The following is a 22,128-nucleotide window of genomic DNA, read 5'->3' as shown; positions in this document are numbered from 1 at the left end:
GTGACGAAGGCCTGACCCACTCACCCGTCAACTTTCCGTATCGACAGCACAGTTGACGTTTCGGCATGCCGCCGCGACCACCCGGTGTGATCTCTGTCACTTAATAATTGGCCGAAGTCGGGCAACTGCACAGATATACCCCGCTTTGCGATGGCGGCTCGACCCGCCCCCCGGCCTGAGCCACAAGGCCACCCCCTCATGGAAACTCCCATGACAGTACGATTCGTCGGGCGTCATATGTAGAGCATGTGAAGCTTTCGTGGGGCATTCAGGCGGGGCGAGCTGGTCGACCGCCGATACGGGCGTGATTTTCGCCGCTCGCTGGGGAGTAAGGGGGACACCATGTTCGGACTCGCGGCCACCGGTCCGTCCACCGTTGTGTACGGCGTACCCTCTACGACTCTCTGACGCGCTGCACCCATGGGAAAGCATCGAAGATCCGGCCTGAAACCGGCCGGGATCCGCGACGTGATCGCCCTGATCCCGGCCCACAACGAGGCCGACACCATCGCGGACTCCATCAAGGGGCTGTACGGGCAGACCGCGCCCCCGCGGCGGGTCGTCGTGGTCGCGGACAACTGCACCGACGCCACCGTGGCCATCGCGGACTCCCTGGGGGCCGAGGTCTTCGAGACCCAGGGCAACCGGCACAAGAAGGCCGGAGGGCTGAACCAGGCCCTGGCCCGCCTGCTGCCCGAGCTGCACGACGACGACGTGGTCCTCGTGACGGACGCGGACAGCGCCCTGGACCCCGGCTTCGTGGCCTGTGGGGTGGAGCACCTCGCGAAGGGCTACGGAGGAGTGGGCGGCACCTTCCGGGGAGGACCCGGCGGGGGCTTCGTGGGCCACCTCCAGCGCAACGAGTACGCCCGCTACTCGCGGGACGTGAAGCGCCTGGGCGGCAAGTGCCTGGTGCTCACCGGCACGGCGGCCATGTTCCGGGTGCAGGTGCTCCGGCAGATCTCCCAGGCCCGCCTGGCGGGCCGTCTCCCGGCAGGGGACGGGCTCGGGGGCGTCTACGACACCTCGGTGCTCACCGAGGACAACGAGCTGACCTTCGCCGTGCTGCACCTGGGCCATCAAGTGCTCTCGCCGGAGGGTTGCACGCTCACCACCGAGGTCATGCTCACCTGGAAGGCCCTGTGGGACCAGCGACTGCGCTGGAAGCGGGGAGCGGTGGAGAACTGCGTCCAGTACGGCCTGACGCACGTCACGTGGCGCTACTGGGGCCGTCAACTCCTGAGCATGGCCGGCGTCCTCGTGACCGCCGTGTACCTGTCGACCATCGCCTACGCCCTGGCCTCGAACTCGTTCCGCGTGCACGGGTTCTGGCTCTGGGCCTCGCTCGTCTTCGTGATCGAGCGGGTCGTGACCGTACGGGAACGCGGCTGGAAGCGGATGCTGCTCGCCGCGTCCATGTACGAGTTGCTCTTCGACTTCCTGCTCCAGGCCTGCCACGCCAAGGCGTACCTGGACTCCGCGTTCCGCCGTGAGCGCGCCTGGTAGCAGGTCGCTCCAGAAACTGTCAGAGATCATGTGGGAGGGACCCATGTACAACAACCCTGCATCGACTGTGGGCGGTGGGGCGTTGGCCTCTACCGGTATCGGAATGATGACCAGCGTGTGGCTGGGCCTGACGGCCTTCGCCCTGGTGGCCCTGGGAACCGCTGCGATGCGGATCGTGCCCCGGGGTCGGAGCCGCGCCTGATCGTGATCCGCAGGACGACCGTGGTGGCCCCCTGTTCCTGGGAGTGTCCACCCTGGCCGCCGGCCCCGGCGCCGAGCACGCGCCGGACTCGAACGACGAAGCCCCCTGCCCACGGAACCCGCGGGCTGGGGGCTTGGTCGTTCGGGCTTGCTTCTGGCTACGGCGGCCTGTGCACTGGCGGGTGGATCACAGTTCAGGAGGCCGGGAGCGACGGCGAGCGAAGCGAACTGATGAAGTAGAGAAAGTCTTACCGCGTGCCGCCTGGGGCCTGTTCCAGGGCCTGTCCGACGGGTCGCGTCCCCGACCCCGCACCCACCAGCGCTGTCACCCGAATGGCGCAACATCACGTGCTGCCCACATGGGTGAAAGTCAAGCTGACTAGTGCCCCAATCTAGGCAATCCGTGAAAGGGGAACCGAATGTGCATTCGACGAATCCTCGCCGCCGTCATCGCCACGGCAGCCCTCGCCGGACTCGGCCTCACAGGCGCCGCCACCGCCACCGCCGCCACCGCACAGGGTGCCCGATCCTCCGTCAGCCCTTCTAAGTGCGAGGAGGGCGGCGGAACGCCCCGGATCGACTTGCCGGGCAACCCATGCAAGGGCGGTACGTACGACGGGGAGTCGGTCGACTGAACCCCACAAGGCGCCCCGCAGCCACGCGCCGCGGGGCGCTCCCGTGCGAGCGTAGCCGGGAGAGCCGCAGAGACTGTGCCGACCCGTCGGGCACGATCTTCATCCGGGCACGTCGCTCGGCTTGATGGTCTACGCGCACCTCATGCACGGAAAAGCCCCCTACAAGCGGAGAAACCGCAGGTAGGGGGCTTATTCGGGGGCGCTTACTTCTTCTTGCCCTGGTTCTTCACGGCCTCGATCGCGGCTGCCGCCGCCTCCGGGTCGAGGTACGTGCCGCCGGGGGTGACCGGGCGGAAGTCGGCGTCGAGTTCGTAGGACAGCGGGATGCCGGTGGGGATGTTCAGACCGGCGATGTCGGCGTCCGAGATCCCATCGAGGTGCTTGACCAGAGCGCGCAGGCTGTTCCCGTGGGCGGCGACCAGGACCGTGCGGCCGGTCAGGAGGTCGGGGACGATCGCGTCGAACCAGTACGGGAGCATCCGGCCGACGACATCCTTCAGGCACTCCGTCTGCGGGCGCTCCTCCGGCGGGAGGGCCGCGTAGCGCGCGTCGGTGAACTGGGAGTACGCGTCGTCGCGGGCCAGCGGCGGCGGCGGGGTGTCGTAGGACCGACGCCACAGCATGAACTGCTCCTCGCCGAACTCGGCGAGCGTCTGCGCCTTGTCCTTGCCCTGGAGGGCGCCGTAGTGGCGCTCGTTCAGGCGCCAGGAGCGGTGGACCGGGATCCAGTGGCGGTCGCACGCCTCCAGCGCGAGCTGCGCCGTGCGGATCGCGCGCTTCTGGAGGGAGGTGTGGACCACGTCGGGCAGCAGGCCGGCGTCCTTCAGCAGCTCACCGCCGCGGGCCGCCTCCTTCTCGCCCTTCTCGGTCAGATTGACATCCACCCAGCCGGTGAACAGGTTCTTCGCGTTCCACTCGCTCTCGCCGTGGCGGAGGAGGATCAGCTTGTACGGTGCGTCGGCCATGACCCCGAGCGTAATCGAACCGTCCGATCACTCGCGCGGCAGCTCCGGCAGGCGGAACGGCACGCGAACCGCCTGCTCGTCGGCCGCAGGACAGTTGACGGCTTCTGTTAATCCAGTAGCCACACCGGGCCCCGCATTCGTAATGTGTGCTACCTACCAGAGCCGCTTACATCCACGGGGGACTCCTCATGCCACTCGCCACCCTAAGACGCGCCGCCAAGGAGGCCGTCTCCGGGCTTCCCCGTGAGTTCTGGTGGCTGTGGACCAGCACGCTCGTCAACCGGCTGGGTGCCTTCGTCGCCACCTTCATGGCGCTGTATCTGACCCTGGAACGCGGGTACTCCGCCTCGTACGCCGGTCTCGTCGCCGCGCTGCACGGCCTCGGCGGGGTCGTCTCCTCCCTCGGCGCGGGTGTGATGACCGACCGGCTCGGACGGCGGCCGACCCTCCTTGTCGCCCAGTCGTCCACCGCCGTCTCCGTCGCCCTGCTCGGCTTCATGCACGACCCGGTCGCGATCGCGGCGGTCGCCTTCCTGGTGGGCATGGCGAGCAACGCCTCCCGCCCCGCCGTGCAGGCGATGATGGCGGACATCGTCCGGCCCGAGGACCGGGTCCGCGCCTTCTCCCTCAACTACTGGGCGATCAACCTGGGCTTCGCCATCTCCTCGATGGCGGCGGGCTTCATCGCCGAGTACAGCTATCTCGCCGGGTTCCTGATCGAGGCGGGAATGACGATGATCTGCGCGATCGTCGTCTTCGCGAAGCTGCCCGAGTCGCGCCCGGTGCCGACCGCCAGGGACGCCGCCGAGGACGTGGGCATGGGAGCCGTCCTGCGCGACGGCCGCTTCATGAGCATGGTCGGGCTGTCCTTCCTGATCGCGCTCATCTTCCAGCAGGGGTCCGTGGGCCTGCCGGTGGCGATGGGCAAGGCCGGCTTCACACCCGCGGACTACGGCATGGCGATCGCCGTCAACGGCGTCCTGATCGTCGCGCTGCAGATCCCGGTCACCCGCCTCATCGAGCACCGCGACCCGCGCCGGCTCCTCGTCGTCTCGTCCCTGCTCGCGGGATACGGATTCGGGCTCACCGCGTTCGCGGGCTCGGTCGGTGTCTTCGTGCTCACGGTGTGCGTGTGGACGCTGGCGGAGATCGTCAACGCGCCCACCCAGACGGGCCTCGTCGTCCGCCTCTCCCCGGTGCACGGACGCGGCCGCTACCAGGGCATGTACACCATGTCCTGGTCGGTGGCGGCCCTGGTCGCACCGCTGATGGCCGGTTTCGTCATCGACCGGTTCGGCGCGGAGTGGCTGTGGGGGTTGTGCGCGGTGGTCGGTACGGGCGCGGCAGCCGGATACGGCGCCCTGATGCGTCGCCTTCCGGCGGAGCAGCCGACGGCGGGGGCGCGGGTGAAGGAGGCCGAGGCGGAGGTCGGCGCGGCCTGAGGAATACGCCGCAGCCGGGGTGCGGGGCGCGCGATGCGCTCTCGGCCCAGGGTGCGGGCCTTGCCGCCGGTCGGCCGGGCAGGATGGCGGAGCGCGCGGGGACTGACCGACAGGGTCCGGCGAGTCAGTCCTCCAGACGCCTGGTCAGATGGCTGAACGCCTCCAGGTTGCGGGTCGGCTCGCCGCGCGACACCCGCCAGGCGTACTCCTTGCGGATCGCGGATGTGAAGCCCAGCTCCAGAAGGGTGTTGAAACTTCCGTCCGCCGCCTCCAGGACCGAGCCGAGCAACCGGTCGACCTCTTCCGCGGTGACCGCGGCCAGCGGCAGCCTGCCGGTCAGGTAGATGTCGCCGAGCGGGTCGACTGCGTAACTCACCCCGTACAGCTTGAGGTTGCGCTCCAGCAGCCAGCGGTGCACTCCGGCCTCGTTCTCGTCGGGGTGCCGGATCACGAAGGCGTTGACGGAGAGGGAGTGCCTGCCGACCATCAGCGAGACGGTCGTGGACAGCTTGCGCGTCCCCGGGAGCTTCACGACGTAAGTGCCCGCACGCGGGCTCTCCCACTCCAGTTCGGCGTCCTTGAGTACCTCTTCGATGACCTGCGCCGCCCGCTGTTCCTCAGCCATGCTGGGAGCGTACGCGACCCTGTCAGGCGTGGTACGCGCGCACCGGGCGCCGATGGGCCTGCATGGCGGCCGTGTACACCTCGGCCGTCGCACGGGCCGCCGTGTCCCAGCCGAACGACCGGGCGTGCCGGGCCGCGGCCTCGCCCAGCCGGATGGACAGCCCCGGGTCCTCGGCGAAATCGCGCAGTACGCGCGCGTAGGCGGCCGGATCATGCCCCTGGACGAGGAATCCGGTCCGTCCGTCCTGGACGGCGACGGGCAGTCCGCCGACCTCGGCGGCCAGGACCGGTGTACCGGCCGCCTGCGCCTCGATGGCGACCAGCCCGAAGGACTCGTTGTACGACGGCATCACGAGCACCGACGCGGCGCGGAACCAGTCCGCGAGCTGGTCCTGCCCGACGGGCGGCTGGAAGCGCACGACGTCGGACAGGCCGAGCTGGGCGGCGAGCTTCTGCAGGCCCTCCGGCTTGGCCAGACCGCGACCGCTGAGGCCGCCCACAACGGGCACCACGATGCGGGAGCGCAGCTCGGGGCACTCGTCGAGGAGCACGGCGACGGCGCGCAGCAGCACGTCGGGCGCCTTGAGGGGCTGTATCCGCCCGGCGAAGAGGGGGACGAACGCGTCCTGCGGAAGCCCGAGCCGGGCGCGGGCGGCGGCACGGCCGTCGGCCGGCCGGAAGCGCTCCAGATTGACGCCCGGATGGACGACGGCGACCTTGCCCGGGTCGGCCGCGTAGTGGCGTACCAACTCTTCGGATTCTTCGGCGGTGTTGGCGATGAGTCGGTCGGCGGCGGACACGATCTGGGTCTCACCGATGACGCGGGCCGCGGGCTCGGGGGTGTCACCCTCGGCGAGGGAGGAGTTCTTGACCTTGGCCATGGTGTGCATGGCGTGCACCAGGGGGGCGCCCCAGCGCTGGGCGGCGAGCCAGCCGACGTGGCCGGAGAGCCAGTAGTGGGAGTGCACCAGGTCGTAGTAGCCGGGCCGGTGGCCGGCCCAGGCCTGCATCACACCGTGTGTGAAGGCGCAGAGCTGGGCGGGCAGGTCTTCCTTGGCGAGGCCTTCGTACGGACCGGCGTCGACGTGCCGCACGAGGACCCCGGGGGCGAGTTCGACGCTCGGCGGGAGCGCGGCCGTGGTCGCCCGCGTGAAGATCTCGACCTCGATGTTGATGGCGGCGAGACGCTGGGCGAGTTCCACGATGTAGACGTTCATGCCACCGGCGTCGCCCGTGCCGGGCTGGTGGAGCGGTGAGGTGTGCACCGAGAGCATGGCGACGCGACGGGGGCGGCGGTGCAGCCTCAGACGAGGAGGGGCCGCAGGGGAGCGACGCCCGAGTCTGCTCACGTACTGGCTCACGTGGCGTTCCTCCTTGATGCGGGCATGCCTGTCGGGACGGTGGGACACTCGGACACTCCGAGGGGGAAACACCGGAACGCGGCGCTCCATTTCCCCCGTCGACAGCTTTACCGAATCATTACCATTAATAGCTCAACCGTTCGAGAAGTGGGGTTGTCCACAGGCCGGCCCGCCCCTGCGCCTTGGCCGCTTACTCTCGTACGCATGTCAACCCGCACTTCACCCCTCCCCCACTCTCGGCTTCGCTCGGCCGGGGGGACCCCCGTCGTGGGTACGGTGACGCGCGGGACCACCAACCCGAACCGGCTACGCCGGATGGACCGCTGGATCGCCGCGACCCACGGCGCCGAGCTTCGCCGTACGGCGGACCCGGTGGCCGTCGACCTCGGTTACGGGGCCGCCCCGTGGACCGCGGTGGAGCTGCTGCAGCGCCTGCGCGGCGCGGCACCCCGCACCCGCGTGGTCGGCGTGGAGATCGAGCCCGCCCGGGTCGCGGCCGCGCAGCCGTACGCCCGCGAGGGCCTGGTGTTCCGGCACGGCGGCTTCGAGGTGCCCGTACCGGGCCGGCCATCCCTGATCCGCGCCGCGAACGTCCTGCGCCAGTACGAGGAGGGCGAGGTCACGGCCGTCTGGGAGCGACTGTGCGCACGGCTCGCCCCCGCCGATCCGGCGTCCGGCTCCCGCGGCGGACTGCTCGTCGAGGGCACATGCGACGAGATCGGCCGCCGCCACGTCTGGGTCGCGCTCGGCCCCGAAGGTCCGCGCACGGTCACCTTCGCCACTCGGCTCGGTTCCCTGGACCGCCCGTCCGACCTGGCCGAGCGACTCCCGAAGGCACTCATCCACCGCAATGTCCCGGGCGAGCCCGTGCACGCCTTCCTGCGCGACTTCGACCACGCCTGGGCCGCCGCCGCGCCCTACGCCTCGTACGGCGCGCGCCAGCGCTGGATACGCACGGTCCGCCGACTGACGGCGGACTGGCCGGTGACCGACGGCCCGACGCGCTGGCGTCAGGGTGAAGTCACCGTGAAATGGGGGGCGTTGGCACCCCGGGTGTGAGCCACCCCGACCAGGGCGCTCACCACTCGAACCCTGTGTCCGGCCAACAGGGAACGATCTTCCCGCGTCGTACGTCACATTCGCGGAAGATCGCCGCACGAGGGCGGACGTCCAGGGAGGGAGATCGTCGTACTGGGTACGGCAACGGGTGGGACTTTCCGCATGGTTGAGCCCCACCTCTGTCACTTTGCGTGCCGACATGGCACGATCCCCCAGGCGACCGCAAGTTACTGACGGTAAATCAGATTTGGGGGCGAAGTATGGGATCCGGAAAGCGGACCCTGACCACGGCGGCCATCGCCCTGGTCTGCGCAGTCACCGTGCTGACCGCACCAGGCGCGGCACAGGCGAGCCCAGGCCGGCCGGCCCCGGCACCCACTCCTTCCGGCGGCCCGACTCCGGCTCCGGACAAGGACCTTGAAGCGGTCCGCAGGAAGCTGGACAAGCTCTACCACGACGCCGCGGTCGCCACCGACGCCTACAACGCGGCCGAGGAGAAGACCGCGAAGCAGTCGAAGCAGATCGTCAAGCTGGCCGAGGAGATCGTCAGGGGCAAGGAGCGGCTGGCCGAGCTGAAGGACCGGGCGGGCGCGGCGGCCCGCGCCCAGTACCGCGGCGGCGGCCTGCCCCCCGAGGTCCGGCTCTGGCTCAGCGGCGACCCCGAGAAGTTCCTCGACGGCGCGGGCTCCGTCCGCCAGGGCGAGCATGCGACCCGGGGTCTGCTCGCCGAGTTGACGCGCACTCAGGAGGATCTGCAGCAGTACGCGGACGACGCCTCCGACCGCTGGGAGAAGCTCGAGGCCAACCGCAAGACCAAGGCCGCGGCCAAGAAGAAGATCGAGAAGCAGATCAGGGCCGCCGAGCAACTCGAGTCCCAGCTGAAGAAGCAGGAACGGGAGCGACTGCGCCGGCTGGAGGAGGAGGCCGCGAAGAAGGCGCAGACCACGTGGCTCGGCTCCGGCATACTCCAGGAGATCAACGGCAAGGCGACCCGACAGGGCCGCGAGGCCGTGACCTTCGCGACCGACCAGATCGGCAAGCCGTACCAATGGGGCGCCGTGGGCCCACAGTCGTACGACTGCTCCGGGCTGACATCCAAGGCCTGGTCGGCGGCCGGCACCGGCATCCCGCGCACCTCGCAGGAGCAGTGGAGACGGCTCAGGCATGTCGACATCAAGGACATGCGCCCCGGCGACCTGATCATCTACTTCAAGGACGCCAGCCACGTGGCTATGTACGTCGGCGACGGCTCGATCGTCCACGCTCCGCGGCCCGGACGGTCGGTGACGATCGCGGGAGCGGGCTCGATGCCGATCCTGGGGGTCGTACGACCGGACGCGTGAGCGCGAAGAGGGACGCCAGGCAGGCACACACCGCGTCCGGCCAGTGGGGCGCGCGCCCGGAGAAACCCGGGCGGCTCCACGGCCACGCGGCAGCCCGGCACCCCGTGATGTGCCCCACGTGACGCGGCGCACCCCGCCCTCGCCGCAAACCTCCACCAGGCGTGACATTCCTCATCCCCGGCCCGGCCGCGCCATGTCCAACTGCGGTACGGGATGCGGCATATGACGTTGGCCTGTTTCCCCGCGTCGCCCCGCCGGGCATTCCGTTGCGGCCTCCGCTACCGCTATGGTCCCCGTCGGTGGGTCGAGGTCCCTCGCCCCACCATGCCCTCGGGGGGAGGGAAGGAACCCAACACGAATGCCCGTACCCGTACCGCGGCAGAGAGCGATCCCGGCCGTGGAGAGTGGTCAGGCTCAAGCCGGGTCCTCGCCGGGGCCCCAGGCCGCACCGGGGCCGGCCGCCCGTACCAAGGCCCCGGCCGACACGCTCACCCTGCTGGTGATCGAGGACGACCCGACCGGTTCACCGATCGTGCCCGAAATGCTCGACTCGGCCGGCCGGCCCATCCGACTGCGTACCGCCCGCAACCTCACCGAGGCCGAGCGGCTGCTCACCGACGACGTCCACTGCATCCTGCTGGACCTCGCGCTACCCGCCCCGGGCCGGGCCGCCGAGGAGGCCGACGAGCTGGCCGTGCTGCGGCACGTGCTGCAGTTGGCGCCGCGCCACGCCGTCCTCGCCCTCACCGCGTCCGGCGACGCCGAGCGCGGCGCCGAGGCGGTCCGCGTGGGCGCCCAGGACTATCTGTTCCGCGAGGAGCTGGACGGACGGCTGCTGAGCCGGGCGATCCGCTACGCGGTCGAGCGGAAGCGGTCCGACACGACCGAGCGGCGGCTGACCGAGTCCCGCCTGCGGGCGCAGGAGAACCGCCGCCTGGAGCGCGGCCTGCTGCCCACCCCGCTGCTGGACGGTTCCTCCCTGCGCTTCGCCGCCCGCTACCGCCCCGGCCGCTCCCGCGCGCTGCTCGGTGGCGACTTCTACGACACCGTCCGCACCCCCGACGGCACGGTGCACGCGATGATCGGCGACGTCTGCGGGCACGGCCCGGACGAGGCCGCGCTCGGCGTGGAGCTGCGCATCGCCTGGCGTGCCCTGACGCTGGCGGGCCTGTGCGGCGACGACCTGCTCTCGACGCTGCAGCAGGTTCTGGAGCACGAGCGCGACAACGAGGAGATCTTCGCGACGGTGTGCACGGTGGACATCGCGCCGGACGGCCGCAGCGCCGGACTGTGCCTGGCCGGCCACCCGTCGCCGTTGATCGCCCGCCCCCACCGGCCGGCCGAGCTGTTGCCGTACGACAAGAACGGCCCGGCGCTCGGCCTGCTGCCGCGTGCCCGCTGGCCGCGTACACAGGTGGACCTGGGCGCCGCCTGGAGCCTGATGCTCTACACCGACGGTCTGATCGAAGGCCGCGTCGGCGACGGCAGGGAGCGGCTCGGCCAAGAGGGCATGGTGGAGCTGATCCGCCGTCGGCTGGCCGAGGGCCTGACCGGCAAGGAGCTGCTGCACACCACGGTGAACGAGGTCCGCGACCTCAACGGCGGGGAACTTGCCGACGACGTCGCGGTTCTCCTGCTCGACCGCGGACCGTAGCCGTAGCCGTAGCCGTCGTACGCGGCCCGGTGCGGCCCTGGCCGACTAACGGCCGCCGTTGTACGGACCGTACGGACCGTCGCTGCTGCTGCCGCCGCGGCGGCGACGGCCCCAGCCGCCGCCCGAGACCTGCTTGAGGGCGGGCCGGACGTCCACGAAGAAGACGATCGTGGCGACGAGGCCGATGATCTGCAGGAAGAGCATGGGCACCAGCAGGTTCACCGCGACGGTGAGACCGAGGATGATCAGCCAGAAGCCCTTGTTCTGCTTGTCCGCGGCGCGGTACGCGTCCTCCCGGTACAGCGCCGCCATCGCCAGTGCCACCACGGCGAGCACCAGCATGGCGGTGAAGAGCAGCCACATGAGGCCGCCGAATGCCGTCATCAGCACAATGCCCACCACCCGAGTCGTGTCGTTTCTGCGGCCACCGTACCCATGTCCGGCCGCCGTGTATCCGTAAGAACGGGCCGGGGACTGAGAGAGTGCCCGGCCCGTTCCCCGTCATCCGTATGCGCTGGACCAGCGGGTCCTACTGGGCCGGCGGCATCGGCTTCTTGGCCACCGGCTTGCGGGCCGGAGCCTTCTTCATCGCGGGCTTCCTGGCCTGGGCGGAGTCGGCCTCGGCCCCGGGCCCGGCCGCCTTCGGCTCGTCCCTGACCTGGACGGGTTCCGCCTTCGGCTCGACGGCGACGGCCAGCTCCTCGATCTCCTCGGCGGCCTCGCCGCGCCAGGTCTTCACGGCCTGCTCGCCGTGCTCGGCGACCTTCTCGTAGGTCTCACGGGCCTTCACCGCGTACTCGGCGGCGACACCGACACCCCGCAGGGCAAGGCCCTGGGCGCTCTCACCGAGCTTCTTCAGGTCGGCGTCGAGCGTGCTGCCGAACTTCTTGATGTCCGTGTCGAGGGAGCTGAGGAGCTCGCCGACCTTCGCCTGGATGGTCTCCTGCGTCTCCTTGACCCGGGCGGAGGCCTCCTTGGCACGTGCGGCCGCCTTCTCCTGCACGACCTTGGGATCGGTATTGCGTACGGCCTCGATGCGGGCCGGGGCCTCGGCGCGAAGCTGCTCCACCAGACCGGGCACCTTCTTGGCCTGCTGGATGGCCAGGTCGGCGGTGCCGGCGGCGAAGTAGAGCGGGGTCGGGTCGCTGAGGGTCTTGCGCAGGTCGTCGGTGATGGCCATGGGGATGGTCCTCCCGTTTCGGCTTTCGGCTGAGGGTTGAGGGGCGGTCCGCGGGCGCCTTCCCGTCGTCCCGTTGATCCCGATCGTCCCGATCATCTCGGTTGCCTCGATCATCTCGGTCAACTGGCCGTCTGCTGCGGACCGACGTCGCCGCCATCGGCCATGCGAGGGCCGGGGGCCGCGGCGTCCTGGGCGTCATCCGTGTCCTGGGTCTCCCGAGCCGCCCGGCCGTCCCCGGCCGCTGTGCCCGCCCGAGCGGCCCCGAAGCCGTTCTCCTTGCGGAAGGACTCGTAGATCTGAAGCAGCACCTGCTTCTGCCGCTCGGTGAGCGTGGGATCGGCGAGGATGACGGCGCGCGTCGCACCTTCCCGCCGCCACTCCTGCGGGTCCCGTTCGGCGTCGAGGATGCCGGCCCGCACGTACAGCGTCTCGGCGGAGATCCGCAGCGCCTTGGCGACCTGCTGCAGCACATCCGCGCTCGGCTTGCGCAGCCCGCGCTCGATCTGACTCAGATACGGATTGGAAACCCCGGCGGCGTCGGCGAGCTGCCTGAGCGAAAGCTGCGCATTGCGCCGCTGTTCGCGCAGGTACTCACCAAGACCGCCGACGTTGAGCGATGCCATGCCTCCACCTTGCCGCAGGAGCGCTAACTTTTGCAAGCAACCGCTTGCAAGAGTGCGTCGTGTCATACAAGGGCGTCTGGGGCTGCCCGCGACGGTTGGCACTTCGCAGGGCTTGTCGCCAGGGAGCAGCCTCGGGCAGAGGACGTCCTGCGGTCCGCCCTGGCCGAAACCCACAGGGCGCCCCTCCAACACGGGGAACCATGAAGCATGCGAACGGATGACTGGCACGTCACCGAAGACGTCGACGACTTCCTCACCCGAGCCGGAGGCTTCCTGCGCTCGCGGCCCGGCCCGCACGTCATGCAGTTGACGTGGGCCGAGAGAGTGCGAGCACGTGGGGTGGGCGCGTTCGGTACCGAAGCCCCCGTCTTCGGCGTGCTGCAGCGAGCGGGCGAGGTCCGCGCCACCTTCTACCGCCTCCCGCCCCGCGCTCTGGGCCTCTCTCCGCTTTCCCCCGAGCAGGCCGACTCCCTCGCCGTCCGCCTGGCCGCCCTCGGGCACTCCCCTTCCCGCGTCAGCGCGGACCATGGCACCGCCACCGCTTTCGCCGAGGCCTGGCAGCGGCACACCGGGGCGACGCCGAAACTCCATGCCACGCGACTTTGTCTGTACCGCCTCGGCACGCTCACCCCACCGGAGCCGCTGCCGGCGGGCCGGGGCCGCGTCCTGGGGGAGCAGGACCTTGGACAGGTCATGTTCTGGTGCGGCGAGTTCGCCAAGGCCGTCGGGGAAGCCGTCTCCATCGACGCCGGCTCCTGGGCGAGCACGCGCTTCGCCGACAAGCGCTACACGCTCTGGGAGACCCCGGACGGCACCCCCGTCTCCATCGCGGGCATGAACCCGATGATCGGCGGACAGATCCAGGTGGACATCGTCTACACCCCGGCCCACTTGCGCGGTCGCGGCTACGCGGGCGCCGTCACGGCCGAGGTGAGCCGGGCCGCGCTGGCCGCGGGCGCGAGGGACGTCGTCCTGTTCGCGGACCTGTCCAACGCCACCAGCAACGCCCTCTACCAGCGCCTCGGCTATCGCGCACTCGCCGACTGGGCTGTGTACGACTTCTTGTGCGGCACACCGGAAGCCGGTCGAGGACTACGACGCACGGTCACGCCCTCCCCGGGAGTGTGGTCTGATGGGCGCGGTGAGCCGCGAAGTCGAGAAGTCCAACCGCCGGATGCTGCGCGCGCGTGACGCCATGGACCGCGACTTCGCGCAGCCGCTGGACGTTCCTGCCCTGGCCCGGATCGCCCATGTCTCCGAGGCGCATTTCACCCGGACCTTCCGGGCCACGTTCGGCGAGACGCCGCACCGCTACCTCCAGCGCCGCCGTGTCGAGCGGGCGATGTACCTCCTGCGCGAAACCGACCGCAGCGTGACGGAGATCTGCTTCGCCGTCGGCTTCGGCAGTCCGGGCACCTTCAGCCGTACCTTCCGTGACATCGTCGGCCGATCGCCCAGGGAGTACCGCAAGGAAGCCCAGGCCACGGGCGTCCCGACGTGCTTCGCGATGGCGTGGCTGCGACCGAGCAGTTTTGGATAAGTTTCCGGCCCGCCCGCTCCGTAGTGTGATCAGCATGTTCAACGCCATCACGCACTCGCAGATATTCGTCCTCGACCAGAACGAGGCCCTGGACTTCTACGTCGGCAAGCTCGGCCTGGAGGTCGCGGCGGACGTCGACATGGGCATCATGCGCTGGCTGGCCGTCAGTGTCCCCGGTGAGCCGGGCCGACAGATCCTGCTGGAGAAGCCCGGGGCTCCGTCGATGTCCGAGGAAACAGCGGCACAGGTCCGTGACCTGGTGACCAAGGGGGCGACGGGCGGCTGGCTCATTTTCACCACGGCCGACTGCCGCAAGACCTACGAGACGCTGCTGGCGCGCGGCGTCGAGTTCACCGAGGGGCCGACCGAGCGTCCCTACGGGATCGACTGCGGGCTGCGCGACCCGTTCGGCAACCGCATCCGTTTCACCCAGCCGAAGGCGTAGCGGACCGGACCTTCCTGTGGCCGCCGTGTGTCGGGGGCTCGCGCGCGGGATCGAGCGCACGGAGCCGGTCGGAACCCTTGCTTGACCTTCACCTTGGGGGAGGACACAGCATCGGTGGGGCCGGGCGATGTGCTCGGTATGAGGAGGGGGCGGGCATGGGGTTGCTGACTATCGGGGCGTTCGCGAAGGCCTCTCGGCTGTCACCGAAGGCGCTGCGTCTGTACGACGAACTCAGGCTGCTGACGCCCGCTCGCGTCGACCCGGTGACCGGCTACCGGCTCTACGCCCCGGAACAGCTGGACCAGGCCCGCCTGGTCGCCTGGCTCCGGCGCCTGGGGATGCCGCTGGCCCGTATCCAGCACGTCTGCACGCTGGACGCGGGTCCGGCGGCCCAGGAGGTCCGCGCGTTCTGGGCCCGGGTCGAGGCCCACACCGCCGCACGGCGGGACCTGGCCGCCTTCCTCATCGACCACCTGTCATGGAAGGACCCTGCCATGTCCCCGACCGCCGAGACCCTCGGAATCCGTTACGCGGCGCTTGCCGACAAGGGCCTGGTCCGCGAGAGCAATCAGGACACCGCCTACGCCGGCTCCCGTCTGCTCGCCGTCGCCGACGGCTGCGGCAGCGCGGGAGCCCTCGCGAGCGCCGCCGCCGTCGACGCCCTCAAGCACCTCGAGACCGACAGCATCCCGGCGGACGGTCTCCTCAACGTCCTCGAGGACGCCATCAGGCAGGCCGAACGGGCCGTGCACAGCGTCGCCGCAACCGGCTCGTCACTTCAGAACGCCGGCACGACGCTCACCGCGATGCTCTGGACCGGTTCGCAACTGGCCCTCGTCCACATCGGCGACTGTCGCGTCCACCTCCTGCGCGACGGCGAGCTGTTCCAGATCACCCACGATCACACCATGGTGCAGTCGATGGTCGACGAAGGCCGCATCAGCCCCGAAGAAGCCGCTTCCCACCCCCAGCGGTCGCTCCTGATACGAGCCCTGGGCCAAGGGGCCGACGGCACCCCCGACATGCGCCTGCACGACGCCCGGCGGGGAGACCGATACCTGCTCTGCTCCGACGGCCTGTCCACCGTCGTGCCGACCGAGGAGATCCACCGGGTGCTCTCCGGGATCGAAGAGCCCGAGCAGGCCGTACGCGAACTCATCGCCCTCGCCAACGGATCCGGCGGCCCCGACAACGTCAGTTGCGTGGTCGCCGATGTCGTGGAGCTCCAGCAGTAGAGCCCCGCCGACCGAGCCACCTACCTACTTTTTTGTGGGTACTTGGCAGTCGGCGACGGTGAGGCGAACCTTGTTGCAGATGGTCGGAGGGCCGCCGGACGCGAGCGAGACGGAGGTGACAAGGCGTCAGGAGGCCGACTGAGCGGCCTCGGCGAGCTTCCCCAGCCGGCGGTGGCCCCAGTCGGAAAGCGGGGCCAACGCCTCGGAGAGCTCACGGCCGAAGTCCGTCAGCGAGTACACGGTCTTCAGTGGCAGTACGTCGTGCACTTCGCGGTGCACCAGTCCGTCCGTCTCCATCTCGCGCAGTGCCTGCGTCAGAACCTTCTCGCTGAGGCCCGGCAGCTTTCGACGCAGCTCGCCCGGGCGGTGCGGACCTGACTCCAGCAGCCAGAGCAGAGCCGTCTTCCACTTGCCGTCGATCACAGCGATCGCGGCAGTCACTCCGCAGACGTTCATGTCCTGGGCACGACTACGCGTCACGTTCTCCCCATTCGTAACTGTTCATCCGTATACAGGAGTTGAACCATGTCCATGCATCCCGAACAGTCTGCCGTCACCGTGCTCGGTATGGGACCGATGGGCCGGGCTCTGGCCGGTGCGTTCCTGGACGCAGGGCTGCGGACCACGGTCTGGAACCGAACACCGGGCAGGGACCGGGAACTGGTCGCGCGGGGGGCGGTCGGGGCGCGATCGGCGGAGGAGGCGGCCACCGCGAGCAGGCTGGTCGTGGTCTGTGTGGTGGACTACGACGCGGCGCACAGCATTGTGCGCCGGACCGCGGTCACCGACGCGCTCAAGGGGCGCACGGTACTCAACCTGACCGCCGACACTCCGGAGCGGGCCCGGGGCATGGCGGACTGGGCAGCCGAGCACGGCGTCCGATACCTGGACGGCGCGATCATGACCCCGACCACGACGATCGGAACGTCTGCCGCGGTGTTCCTCCACGCCGGCCCGGAGGAGCTCTACCAGGAGCATCGGCCCGTGCTCGACGCGCTGGGCGGCAGCCACACCCACCTCGGCGAGGAGATCGGCCGGGCCGCGGCCTACGACATCGCGCTGCTGGACATCTTCTGGACCGCGATGGCGGGCTATACGCACGCCCTGGCGGTGGCGCAGGCGGAGGGCATCACCGCACGGGAGCTGGCACCGTTCGCCAAGGGCATCGGCGCGATCCTCCCCCCGCTCTTCGAAGAGCTGGCACAGGACGTGGACAGCGGCAGCTTCTCCGGTGAGGGCAACCCGATCACCTCGGCGGTGTCGTCCATGGCGCACATCGTGCACACATCCGAGGCCCACGGCATCGACGCGGGCGTGATGCGCGCGGCCGAAGGCATGGCGCGCCGTGTCATCGGACGGGGTCACGGCGCGGACGGGTTCAGCCGTATCGCAGAGCTCCTGGGCCGTCGCTGAAGAAGACGTCTCCGGCGAGCCGGCGCCGCCCGTCGCCCTGGTCGGTCACCAGGGCAACGGGCGTGTGTGCACCACGTCCAGGCGCGACACCGCGCGCGTCAGGACGACGTACAGCCGGTGCAGGCCACGGGCCTCGGCCGCCACGATCGCGGCGGGCTCGACGGCGACGACATGGTCGTACTCGAGCCCCTTGGCCACACCGGCCCCCAGCACGGTGACACGCTCGCCGAGCCGATCGGGCCCGGTCGTCGCGATGCCCGCCGCGTCGAGCGCGTCCCGCACGCATACGACGTCCATGTCAGCCGTGATGACACCGATGGATCCCTCGCGGCCCAGCGCGTCCCGGACGGTCTCGACGACGGTGGCTGCGAGGTCCGCTGTCCGACGCACCCTCAGTTCGCCGTCCCGGCGCAGCGACCGGGCCGCGGGCACCTGTACGTCCAGTCGCTCCAGCAGCCGGTTGGCCAGCCCGACGACCGCCGTCGGCACACGGAACCCGGTCGTCAACGGGACCACAGGGGCGTCCGGTCTGCCCAGATGGCCGAGGAGTTCGGTCCAGTCGCGCGCCGCCCAGGGGGTCGTGCCCTGCGCGAGGTCCCCGAGCACCGTCAGCGAACCGAAGGCGACCCGTCGGGCGATCGCCCGGCACTCCATCGGCGACAGATCCTGCGCCTCGTCCACGACCACGTGTCCGTAGCCCTCGGGATGCTCGATCAGCCCCGCGACCTCGTCGAGCAGGACGAGATCGGCGGCCGACCAGCTCGCCGACCGGTACGAGCGCGGCGGCCTCACCCACAGCAGAGCCTTCTGCTCGTCCGCGTCCAGCACCCCGTCCGCGGCCACGGCGAGCGTGCCGGGATCGCCGAGCAGGCCGGCGACGACTTCCTCCGGTCGCACGCCGGGCCAGACGGCGTCCACGTACGCGCTGACGGGACGGGCCCGGGAGATCTTCCGCACCCATGCGTGCGTGCGCGGCCCCGCCCGCCGCTCGGCCTGCGCCTGGATGTGCCGGACGATCCGGGTCCGCACGCGCTCACGCCCCACGGCGTAGGGCGGTTCCTCGGCGCGTACAGACGTGACGATGCTCCTCAGGTCGTCCTCCCCGACACGCCAGCGGTACGAACCATCGGGTACGGAAAGGGCGTCGACGGGTGTCCGGACACGGGCGTACAGGGCGCGGCGCAGCACCTGGGCCATGCGCGGGTCGTGTTTGACGACGGCGGCGCCCTCCTCGTCCTCGGCGGTGACCGGGCGGCCGGCGGCGATCTCGTCGACGACCGTGGACTGGCGCACGCCGGTCTCGCCGAGAGCGGGCAGCACCTCCGAGATGTACGAGAGGAAGGTGCGCCCCGGCCCGAGGACCAGCAGTCCGCCGCGCCGGATGCGTTGCGGGTGGGTGTAGAGGAGGTAGGCGGCGCGGTGCAGGCCGACGGCGGTCTTGCCGGTTCCGGGGGCACCCTGCACACAGACGGAGGCGGTGAGGTCGGCCCGTACGAGGTCGTCCTGTTCGGGCTGGATGGTGGCGGCGATGTCACGCATCGGGCCGAGACGCGGCCGCTCGATCTCGGCGGCGAGAATGCTGCTGCCGAGTTGCCGTTGGTCGCCCCCGGTCAGGTGTTCGTCCTCCAGGCCGGTGAGGTCGGCGGAATCGCCGCGGCTGCCAGGTGCCCAGCCGAAGCGGCGGCGGACGGCCACGCCCTGTGGGTCGCCGGCGCTCGCCTGGTAGAAGACGCGGCAGACGGGGGCACGCCAGTCCACCACGAGCGGCGGGGCCGAAGGATGTTCGGTGATGCGGAGCCGTCCGATGTGGTAGCTCTGCCCGGCGTGTTCCGCGTGCTGCCGCCCGAAGTCCAACCGGCCGAAGAACAGGGGCGCTTCGGGGAGTTCGCGTAACTCCCTGGCTCGGCTGCGGAGTCGACGTCCGAGGACTTCGGCGTCGGCGCCGGAGGCGGAGACGTCTTCACCGGTGACGACCTGCTCTTCGGCGCCGTCGATCAGGGCGGCCAAGGCGGCGCGGCAGGCGTCGTGGTAGGCGCGTTCGTGGGTGAGGGCGGTGGCGAGGGCCGGGTCGGAGGGTAGGTCGGGGGGCGTCATCCAAGGAGGGTAGCGGAATAAGTAACCGAGTTACATTTTTTACTGCGCCGCGGTTCCCGTAGGAGGGGCCGGAGAGCCCTCAGGCGTAGCGTGGAAGCCCGGCAGCCACCTGTTCGAACGCCCGCTCGGCCGCCGTGACGGCCTCGGCCTCGAACCCGCGGGCACTCTGCCCCTCCGCCATGCGCCGCCAGTTCTCCTGGGCGAGGACGCGCTGTACGGCGATGATCTGCCCTGCGGCGAGGCGGGCGTCGAGGTCTCCGCCGAGGGCGTCGGCGAGGGCGGCCTCGGACCGCTGCAGGTAGGCGTACAGGCGCGCGACCAGGGAGGGGGTGCCGTACAGGAGCCGGTGGAAGGCGAGGACGCCCGAGTCGTCACTGAGCCCGGTGACGGGGTCGTGCCGACGCAGCCCGTTCAGGAAGTGCGCGCGCAGGGCGCCGACGGCCGACTCCCCGTCCGGCCGCCCGGCGACGATCCGCGCGGCCTCGGTCTCGTGGTCGGCGAACCGGTGCAGGACGAGGTCTTCCTTGGCCGGGAAGTACCGGAAGAGGGTCGGCTTGGAGATCTCGGCGGCGGCGGCGACCTCCGCGACAGACACGGCGTCGAAGCCCTTCTCCAGGAAGAGCCCGATGGCGGTGTCCGACACGGCCTGGTACATCCGCCGCTTCTTGCGCTCACGCAGCCCGATCTCGCTCATGGACCGAGCCTAAGGGCGCACCGGCATACAGTCCGGCGGGACAGCCGGGAAGGGGTCCTGCCGCGACCCCCTACCGGCGTCAGCGGACCCGGGCGTCCTCGGGCAGAGGCCCCCGTCCGGCCGGTCATCCGCTCGTCCGCCGCCACCGGCCCAGCGACGCCATGACGTCGGGCAGGCTCAGAACCGTGTCCAGGCCCAGCGGCTCCATGGCGGCGGCCAGCACCTGCCGTACCTTCATGGCCTCCTGTTCCAGGACCGGGTCTCCGAACTCAGGCCTGGAATCGAGGGACTGGGTAGCCCGGACGATGTCGGTGAACACGGACTGAGCCCGCTTGAAGTCGAGCAGTCTCGGGAGGTCCTCCTCCCAGCCGTTCGAACTCCCCTCCCTTTCCTCCTCCATCACCTCGCACCACCGCTTCGCCATCAGGTCGTGCTGCGCTGCCGGGTAGCGCATCAAGTAGAGATGGGTGGCCAGGTCGTACAGGGGGTCACCGAGCATCGCCAGCTCCCAGTCGATGGTCCACAGCCGGCCCTGGTCGTCGACGATGAAGTTCTCCCGGTGCAGATCCGCGTGCAACAGGCAGAAAGGCCGCTCGCTCAAGCCGGCCACGTGCTTTCTGAGTCTCCTGAAGGAGTCCTCGTCCAGTCCCAGAGAGGCGAACAGCCCCGGAAACCTCTCCAGATTCTCCTGGTACACGCGCTCTTCGGCGAAACACACGAGGCGGTCCAGGAACCCCGCGGTGTCACCCTCCGCGGACCGGTCCTCGGGCTTGCACTCGCGCTCCACTTCAAGGGATCCCGAGGTCACCCGGGCCATATGCCGGAACAGGTTCAGGACCTGGGACGCGATGCCGTCGGGGATCTCCTCGCCCGACGCATGGAGCGATCCCAGCGTCCGTCCTTCGACGAACCTCTGCAGGCGCACACCTTCGGCCACGTCGATGAGGTCGGGGATGCCCGGGATACGTCCCCGCAGGGCGCGGAGCAGTGTTTCCTCCGAGGCGAAACACCGTCGGTCGAGCCAGAGCAGGTTGCTCCGCGGTTCCCGGCACTTGCCCCGGACCGGATACGGACCGGCGACCGCGGCAGGGAGCGAGATCACATAGGTCTCGTGGTGGTAGCCGGCTAACGGCCCTTCGACCGCGTCCGGGTCGCCACTCAACTCGGCGGCGCGAGCGCGCGCGGAAGAGTAGGCACGTTCGGATGACATCGTTCGTTCCCTGACCTGAGCGCACCGATGGTGCGGAGTTGAAGCACGGTACTTCCCCGTGGACGAGCATCGCGCCAGAAAGGATCTCTTCCACGTGTCGTACCACCGTGGGGGGATCGGCCATCCGGGCTGTTCGATTCGACGGCCCGGTCTGCTCGCGGAGCGACCGGCTCAGGCCTGCTCCCGCAGCAACCGCAGAACCGGCTCCAGCGAACCCACGACCACCGTGGCCCCCGCTTCGCGCAGGAGCTTCTCCTTGCGCTCGTCGCACGCGTAGCCGAGGAACGGCACGCCGGCCCGTTCGGCGGCCTTGAGGTCCGACGGGGCGTCACCGATCATCAGGGCGGTCCCGGCCGCGGCTCCCATCGCCTGAAGGGCGCGGTTGAGTCGGTACGGGTCCGGCTTCTGCTGGTGGAGGTCGGGCGTACGGCCGTAGATGTGCGGGGCGAAGCAGTCGACGAGTCCGCGACCAGCCAGATAGCGGGAGACCGCGCGCGCCGAGTTGTTGGTGGTGACGGCGAGCCGTGCGCCGAGCGCGGTCCAGGTGCGGATCAGCTGATCGGCGTATGCGGTGGGCTGTGCGGAGCGGACCGCCCTCAGCTCCTGCTGGGTGAGCATCTCCTCCAGCTCGGCCACCAGGTCACCGCCCGGCTGCCGCTCATCGACCGCGAGCAGGACGGCCTGCGGATCCGGATGCTCTTTCTCCGTCTCGGTCAGCAACCGGAGCAGCCCCCGCCGCTTCAGCCCCGTCACCAGGTCCCGCGCGACCCCTGCCGCCGGGTGGCCCGCGAACAGCCGGCAGATGGGCCCGTCGAAGTCGAAGAGCACGAAACGCGCGCCGGTGATCAGTCCGTGTAGTTCTTCCGTCTCTGCTGCCACCGAATCGGTGTGCGAAGAATCAGAC

The 22,128-nt window shown here is 70.2% G+C and carries 22 protein-coding genes; 11 read left to right on the top strand and 11 right to left on the bottom strand.

The annotated features are described in order from the left end of the window. Positions 1 to 420 precede the first annotated feature (420 nt). Together ACWDEX_RS13160 and ACWDEX_RS13155 are read left to right on the top strand one after the other, a co-directional pair. Complete coding sequence (locus tag ACWDEX_RS13160; protein ID WP_450463362.1) at positions 421 to 1,506, top strand: glycosyltransferase family 2 protein; 1,086 nt, start codon at positions 421 to 423, stop codon at positions 1,504 to 1,506. Positions 1,507 to 2,126: 620 nt separating this feature from the next. Next, complete coding sequence (locus ACWDEX_RS13155) at positions 2,127 to 2,342, top strand: hypothetical protein (RefSeq protein ID WP_450463361.1); 216 nt, start codon at positions 2,127 to 2,129, stop codon at positions 2,340 to 2,342. A 203-nt stretch (positions 2,343 to 2,545) separates the two neighbouring features. Here the strand turns inward: ACWDEX_RS13155 and ACWDEX_RS13150 are convergent, their stop codons facing one another. After that, entirely contained in the window at positions 2,546 to 3,307 is a 762-nt protein-coding gene (locus ACWDEX_RS13150; protein ID WP_450463360.1) for a phosphoglyceromutase, read from the bottom strand. A gap of 188 nt (positions 3,308 to 3,495) precedes the next feature. Between ACWDEX_RS13150 and ACWDEX_RS13145 the strand changes: the two genes are divergently transcribed. Next, positions 3,496 to 4,749: an MDR family MFS transporter gene (locus tag ACWDEX_RS13145; protein WP_450463359.1), complete on the top strand. Its 1,254-nt coding sequence runs from the start codon at positions 3,496 to 3,498 to the stop codon at positions 4,747 to 4,749. 124 nt (positions 4,750 to 4,873) lie between these two features. On the opposite strand, the gene ACWDEX_RS13140 is transcribed toward ACWDEX_RS13145, so the two are convergent. Both ACWDEX_RS13140 and mshA read right to left on the bottom strand, forming a co-directional pair. Beyond that, entirely contained in the window at positions 4,874 to 5,374 is a 501-nt protein-coding gene (locus tag ACWDEX_RS13140; RefSeq protein WP_450463358.1) for a YbjN domain-containing protein, read from the bottom strand. Positions 5,375 to 5,396: 22 nt separating this feature from the next. After that, entirely contained in the window at positions 5,397 to 6,734 is a 1,338-nt protein-coding gene (gene mshA / locus ACWDEX_RS13135) for a D-inositol-3-phosphate glycosyltransferase (RefSeq protein ID WP_450463357.1), read from the bottom strand. A 267-nt stretch (positions 6,735 to 7,001) separates the two neighbouring features. Here mshA and ACWDEX_RS13130 point away from each other — a divergent pair, with 267 nt between their 5' ends. The 3 genes from ACWDEX_RS13130 to ACWDEX_RS13120 all read left to right on the top strand — a co-directional run bounded on the left by ACWDEX_RS13130 (position 7,002) and on the right by ACWDEX_RS13120 (position 10,790). After that, a complete protein-coding gene (locus ACWDEX_RS13130) occupies positions 7,002 to 7,793 on the top strand; it encodes a class I SAM-dependent methyltransferase (RefSeq protein WP_450463356.1) in 792 nt (263 codons plus the stop codon). Between the two features lie 260 nt (positions 7,794 to 8,053). Further along, positions 8,054 to 9,136 (top strand): NlpC/P60 family protein, encoded by a 1,083-nt coding sequence (locus ACWDEX_RS13125; RefSeq protein WP_450463355.1) that lies wholly within the window; start codon positions 8,054 to 8,056, stop codon positions 9,134 to 9,136. A 358-nt stretch (positions 9,137 to 9,494) separates the two neighbouring features. Continuing rightward, complete coding sequence (locus ACWDEX_RS13120; RefSeq protein ID WP_450463354.1) at positions 9,495 to 10,790, top strand: PP2C family protein-serine/threonine phosphatase; 1,296 nt, start codon at positions 9,495 to 9,497, stop codon at positions 10,788 to 10,790. 45 nt (positions 10,791 to 10,835) lie between these two features. Here the strand turns inward: ACWDEX_RS13120 and ACWDEX_RS13115 are convergent, their stop codons facing one another. The 3 genes from ACWDEX_RS13115 to ACWDEX_RS13105 all read right to left on the bottom strand — a co-directional run bounded on the left by ACWDEX_RS13115 (position 10,836) and on the right by ACWDEX_RS13105 (position 12,593). After that, positions 10,836 to 11,180 (bottom strand): DUF2516 family protein, encoded by a 345-nt coding sequence (locus ACWDEX_RS13115; protein WP_450463470.1) that lies wholly within the window; start codon positions 11,178 to 11,180, stop codon positions 10,836 to 10,838. 139 nt (positions 11,181 to 11,319) lie between these two features. Then, positions 11,320 to 11,970 (bottom strand): hypothetical protein, encoded by a 651-nt coding sequence (locus ACWDEX_RS13110; RefSeq protein WP_450463353.1) that lies wholly within the window; start codon positions 11,968 to 11,970, stop codon positions 11,320 to 11,322. A 119-nt stretch (positions 11,971 to 12,089) separates the two neighbouring features. Continuing rightward, positions 12,090 to 12,593 carry a helix-turn-helix domain-containing protein gene (locus tag ACWDEX_RS13105; protein ID WP_450463352.1) on the bottom strand — a complete coding sequence of 168 codons (504 nt, stop codon included), beginning with the start codon at positions 12,591 to 12,593 and terminating at the stop codon, positions 12,090 to 12,092. Between the two features lie 207 nt (positions 12,594 to 12,800). On the opposite strand from ACWDEX_RS13105, the gene ACWDEX_RS13100 reads away from it, so the two are divergent. The 4 genes from ACWDEX_RS13100 to ACWDEX_RS13085 all read left to right on the top strand — a co-directional run bounded on the left by ACWDEX_RS13100 (position 12,801) and on the right by ACWDEX_RS13085 (position 15,813). Then, positions 12,801 to 13,784 carry a GNAT family N-acetyltransferase gene (locus ACWDEX_RS13100; protein WP_450463351.1) on the top strand — a complete coding sequence of 328 codons (984 nt, stop codon included), beginning with the start codon at positions 12,801 to 12,803 and terminating at the stop codon, positions 13,782 to 13,784. After that, the gene (locus tag ACWDEX_RS13095) at positions 13,726 to 14,133 is read left to right on the top strand and encodes a helix-turn-helix domain-containing protein (RefSeq protein ID WP_450463350.1); all 408 of its coding nucleotides are present in this window, start codon (positions 13,726 to 13,728) and stop codon (positions 14,131 to 14,133) included. The genes ACWDEX_RS13100 and ACWDEX_RS13095 overlap by 59 nt, the downstream gene beginning before the upstream one ends. Positions 14,134 to 14,167: 34 nt before the next feature. Then, entirely contained in the window at positions 14,168 to 14,578 is a 411-nt protein-coding gene (locus tag ACWDEX_RS13090; RefSeq protein ID WP_450463349.1) for a VOC family protein, read from the top strand. 155 nt (positions 14,579 to 14,733) lie between these two features. Beyond that, on the top strand, positions 14,734 to 15,813 hold the full coding sequence (locus tag ACWDEX_RS13085; RefSeq protein WP_450463348.1) for a protein phosphatase 2C domain-containing protein: 1,080 nt from the start codon (positions 14,734 to 14,736) through the stop codon (positions 15,811 to 15,813). A gap of 126 nt (positions 15,814 to 15,939) precedes the next feature. Here ACWDEX_RS13085 and ACWDEX_RS13080 read toward each other — a convergent pair whose 3' ends face one another. Then, positions 15,940 to 16,293: a winged helix-turn-helix transcriptional regulator gene (locus ACWDEX_RS13080; protein ID WP_450463347.1), complete on the bottom strand. Its 354-nt coding sequence runs from the start codon at positions 16,291 to 16,293 to the stop codon at positions 15,940 to 15,942. Positions 16,294 to 16,338: 45 nt separating this feature from the next. On the opposite strand from ACWDEX_RS13080, the gene ACWDEX_RS13075 reads away from it, so the two are divergent. Next, positions 16,339 to 17,226, top strand: coding sequence for an NAD(P)-dependent oxidoreductase (locus tag ACWDEX_RS13075; RefSeq protein WP_450463346.1), 888 nt, complete (start codon positions 16,339 to 16,341; stop codon positions 17,224 to 17,226). A gap of 45 nt (positions 17,227 to 17,271) precedes the next feature. Here ACWDEX_RS13075 and ACWDEX_RS13070 read toward each other — a convergent pair whose 3' ends face one another. The 4 genes from ACWDEX_RS13070 to ACWDEX_RS13055 form a co-directional block, all read right to left on the bottom strand. Continuing rightward, positions 17,272 to 19,320 carry a HelD family protein gene (locus ACWDEX_RS13070; protein WP_450463345.1) on the bottom strand — a complete coding sequence of 683 codons (2,049 nt, stop codon included), beginning with the start codon at positions 19,318 to 19,320 and terminating at the stop codon, positions 17,272 to 17,274. A 79-nt stretch (positions 19,321 to 19,399) separates the two neighbouring features. Continuing rightward, the gene (locus tag ACWDEX_RS13065) at positions 19,400 to 20,014 is read right to left on the bottom strand and encodes a TetR family transcriptional regulator (RefSeq protein ID WP_450463344.1); all 615 of its coding nucleotides are present in this window, start codon (positions 20,012 to 20,014) and stop codon (positions 19,400 to 19,402) included. Between the two features lie 124 nt (positions 20,015 to 20,138). Beyond that, a complete protein-coding gene (locus tag ACWDEX_RS13060) occupies positions 20,139 to 21,224 on the bottom strand; it encodes a phosphotransferase (RefSeq protein ID WP_450463343.1) in 1,086 nt (361 codons plus the stop codon). A gap of 171 nt (positions 21,225 to 21,395) precedes the next feature. Further along, positions 21,396 to 22,103 carry an HAD family hydrolase gene (locus ACWDEX_RS13055; RefSeq protein ID WP_450463342.1) on the bottom strand — a complete coding sequence of 236 codons (708 nt, stop codon included), beginning with the start codon at positions 22,101 to 22,103 and terminating at the stop codon, positions 21,396 to 21,398. Positions 22,104 to 22,128: the final 25 nt, after the last annotated feature.

The organism is Streptomyces sp. NPDC001020 (genome assembly GCF_053599115.1).
This window is presented reverse-complemented; position numbering and strand designations above follow the sequence as displayed.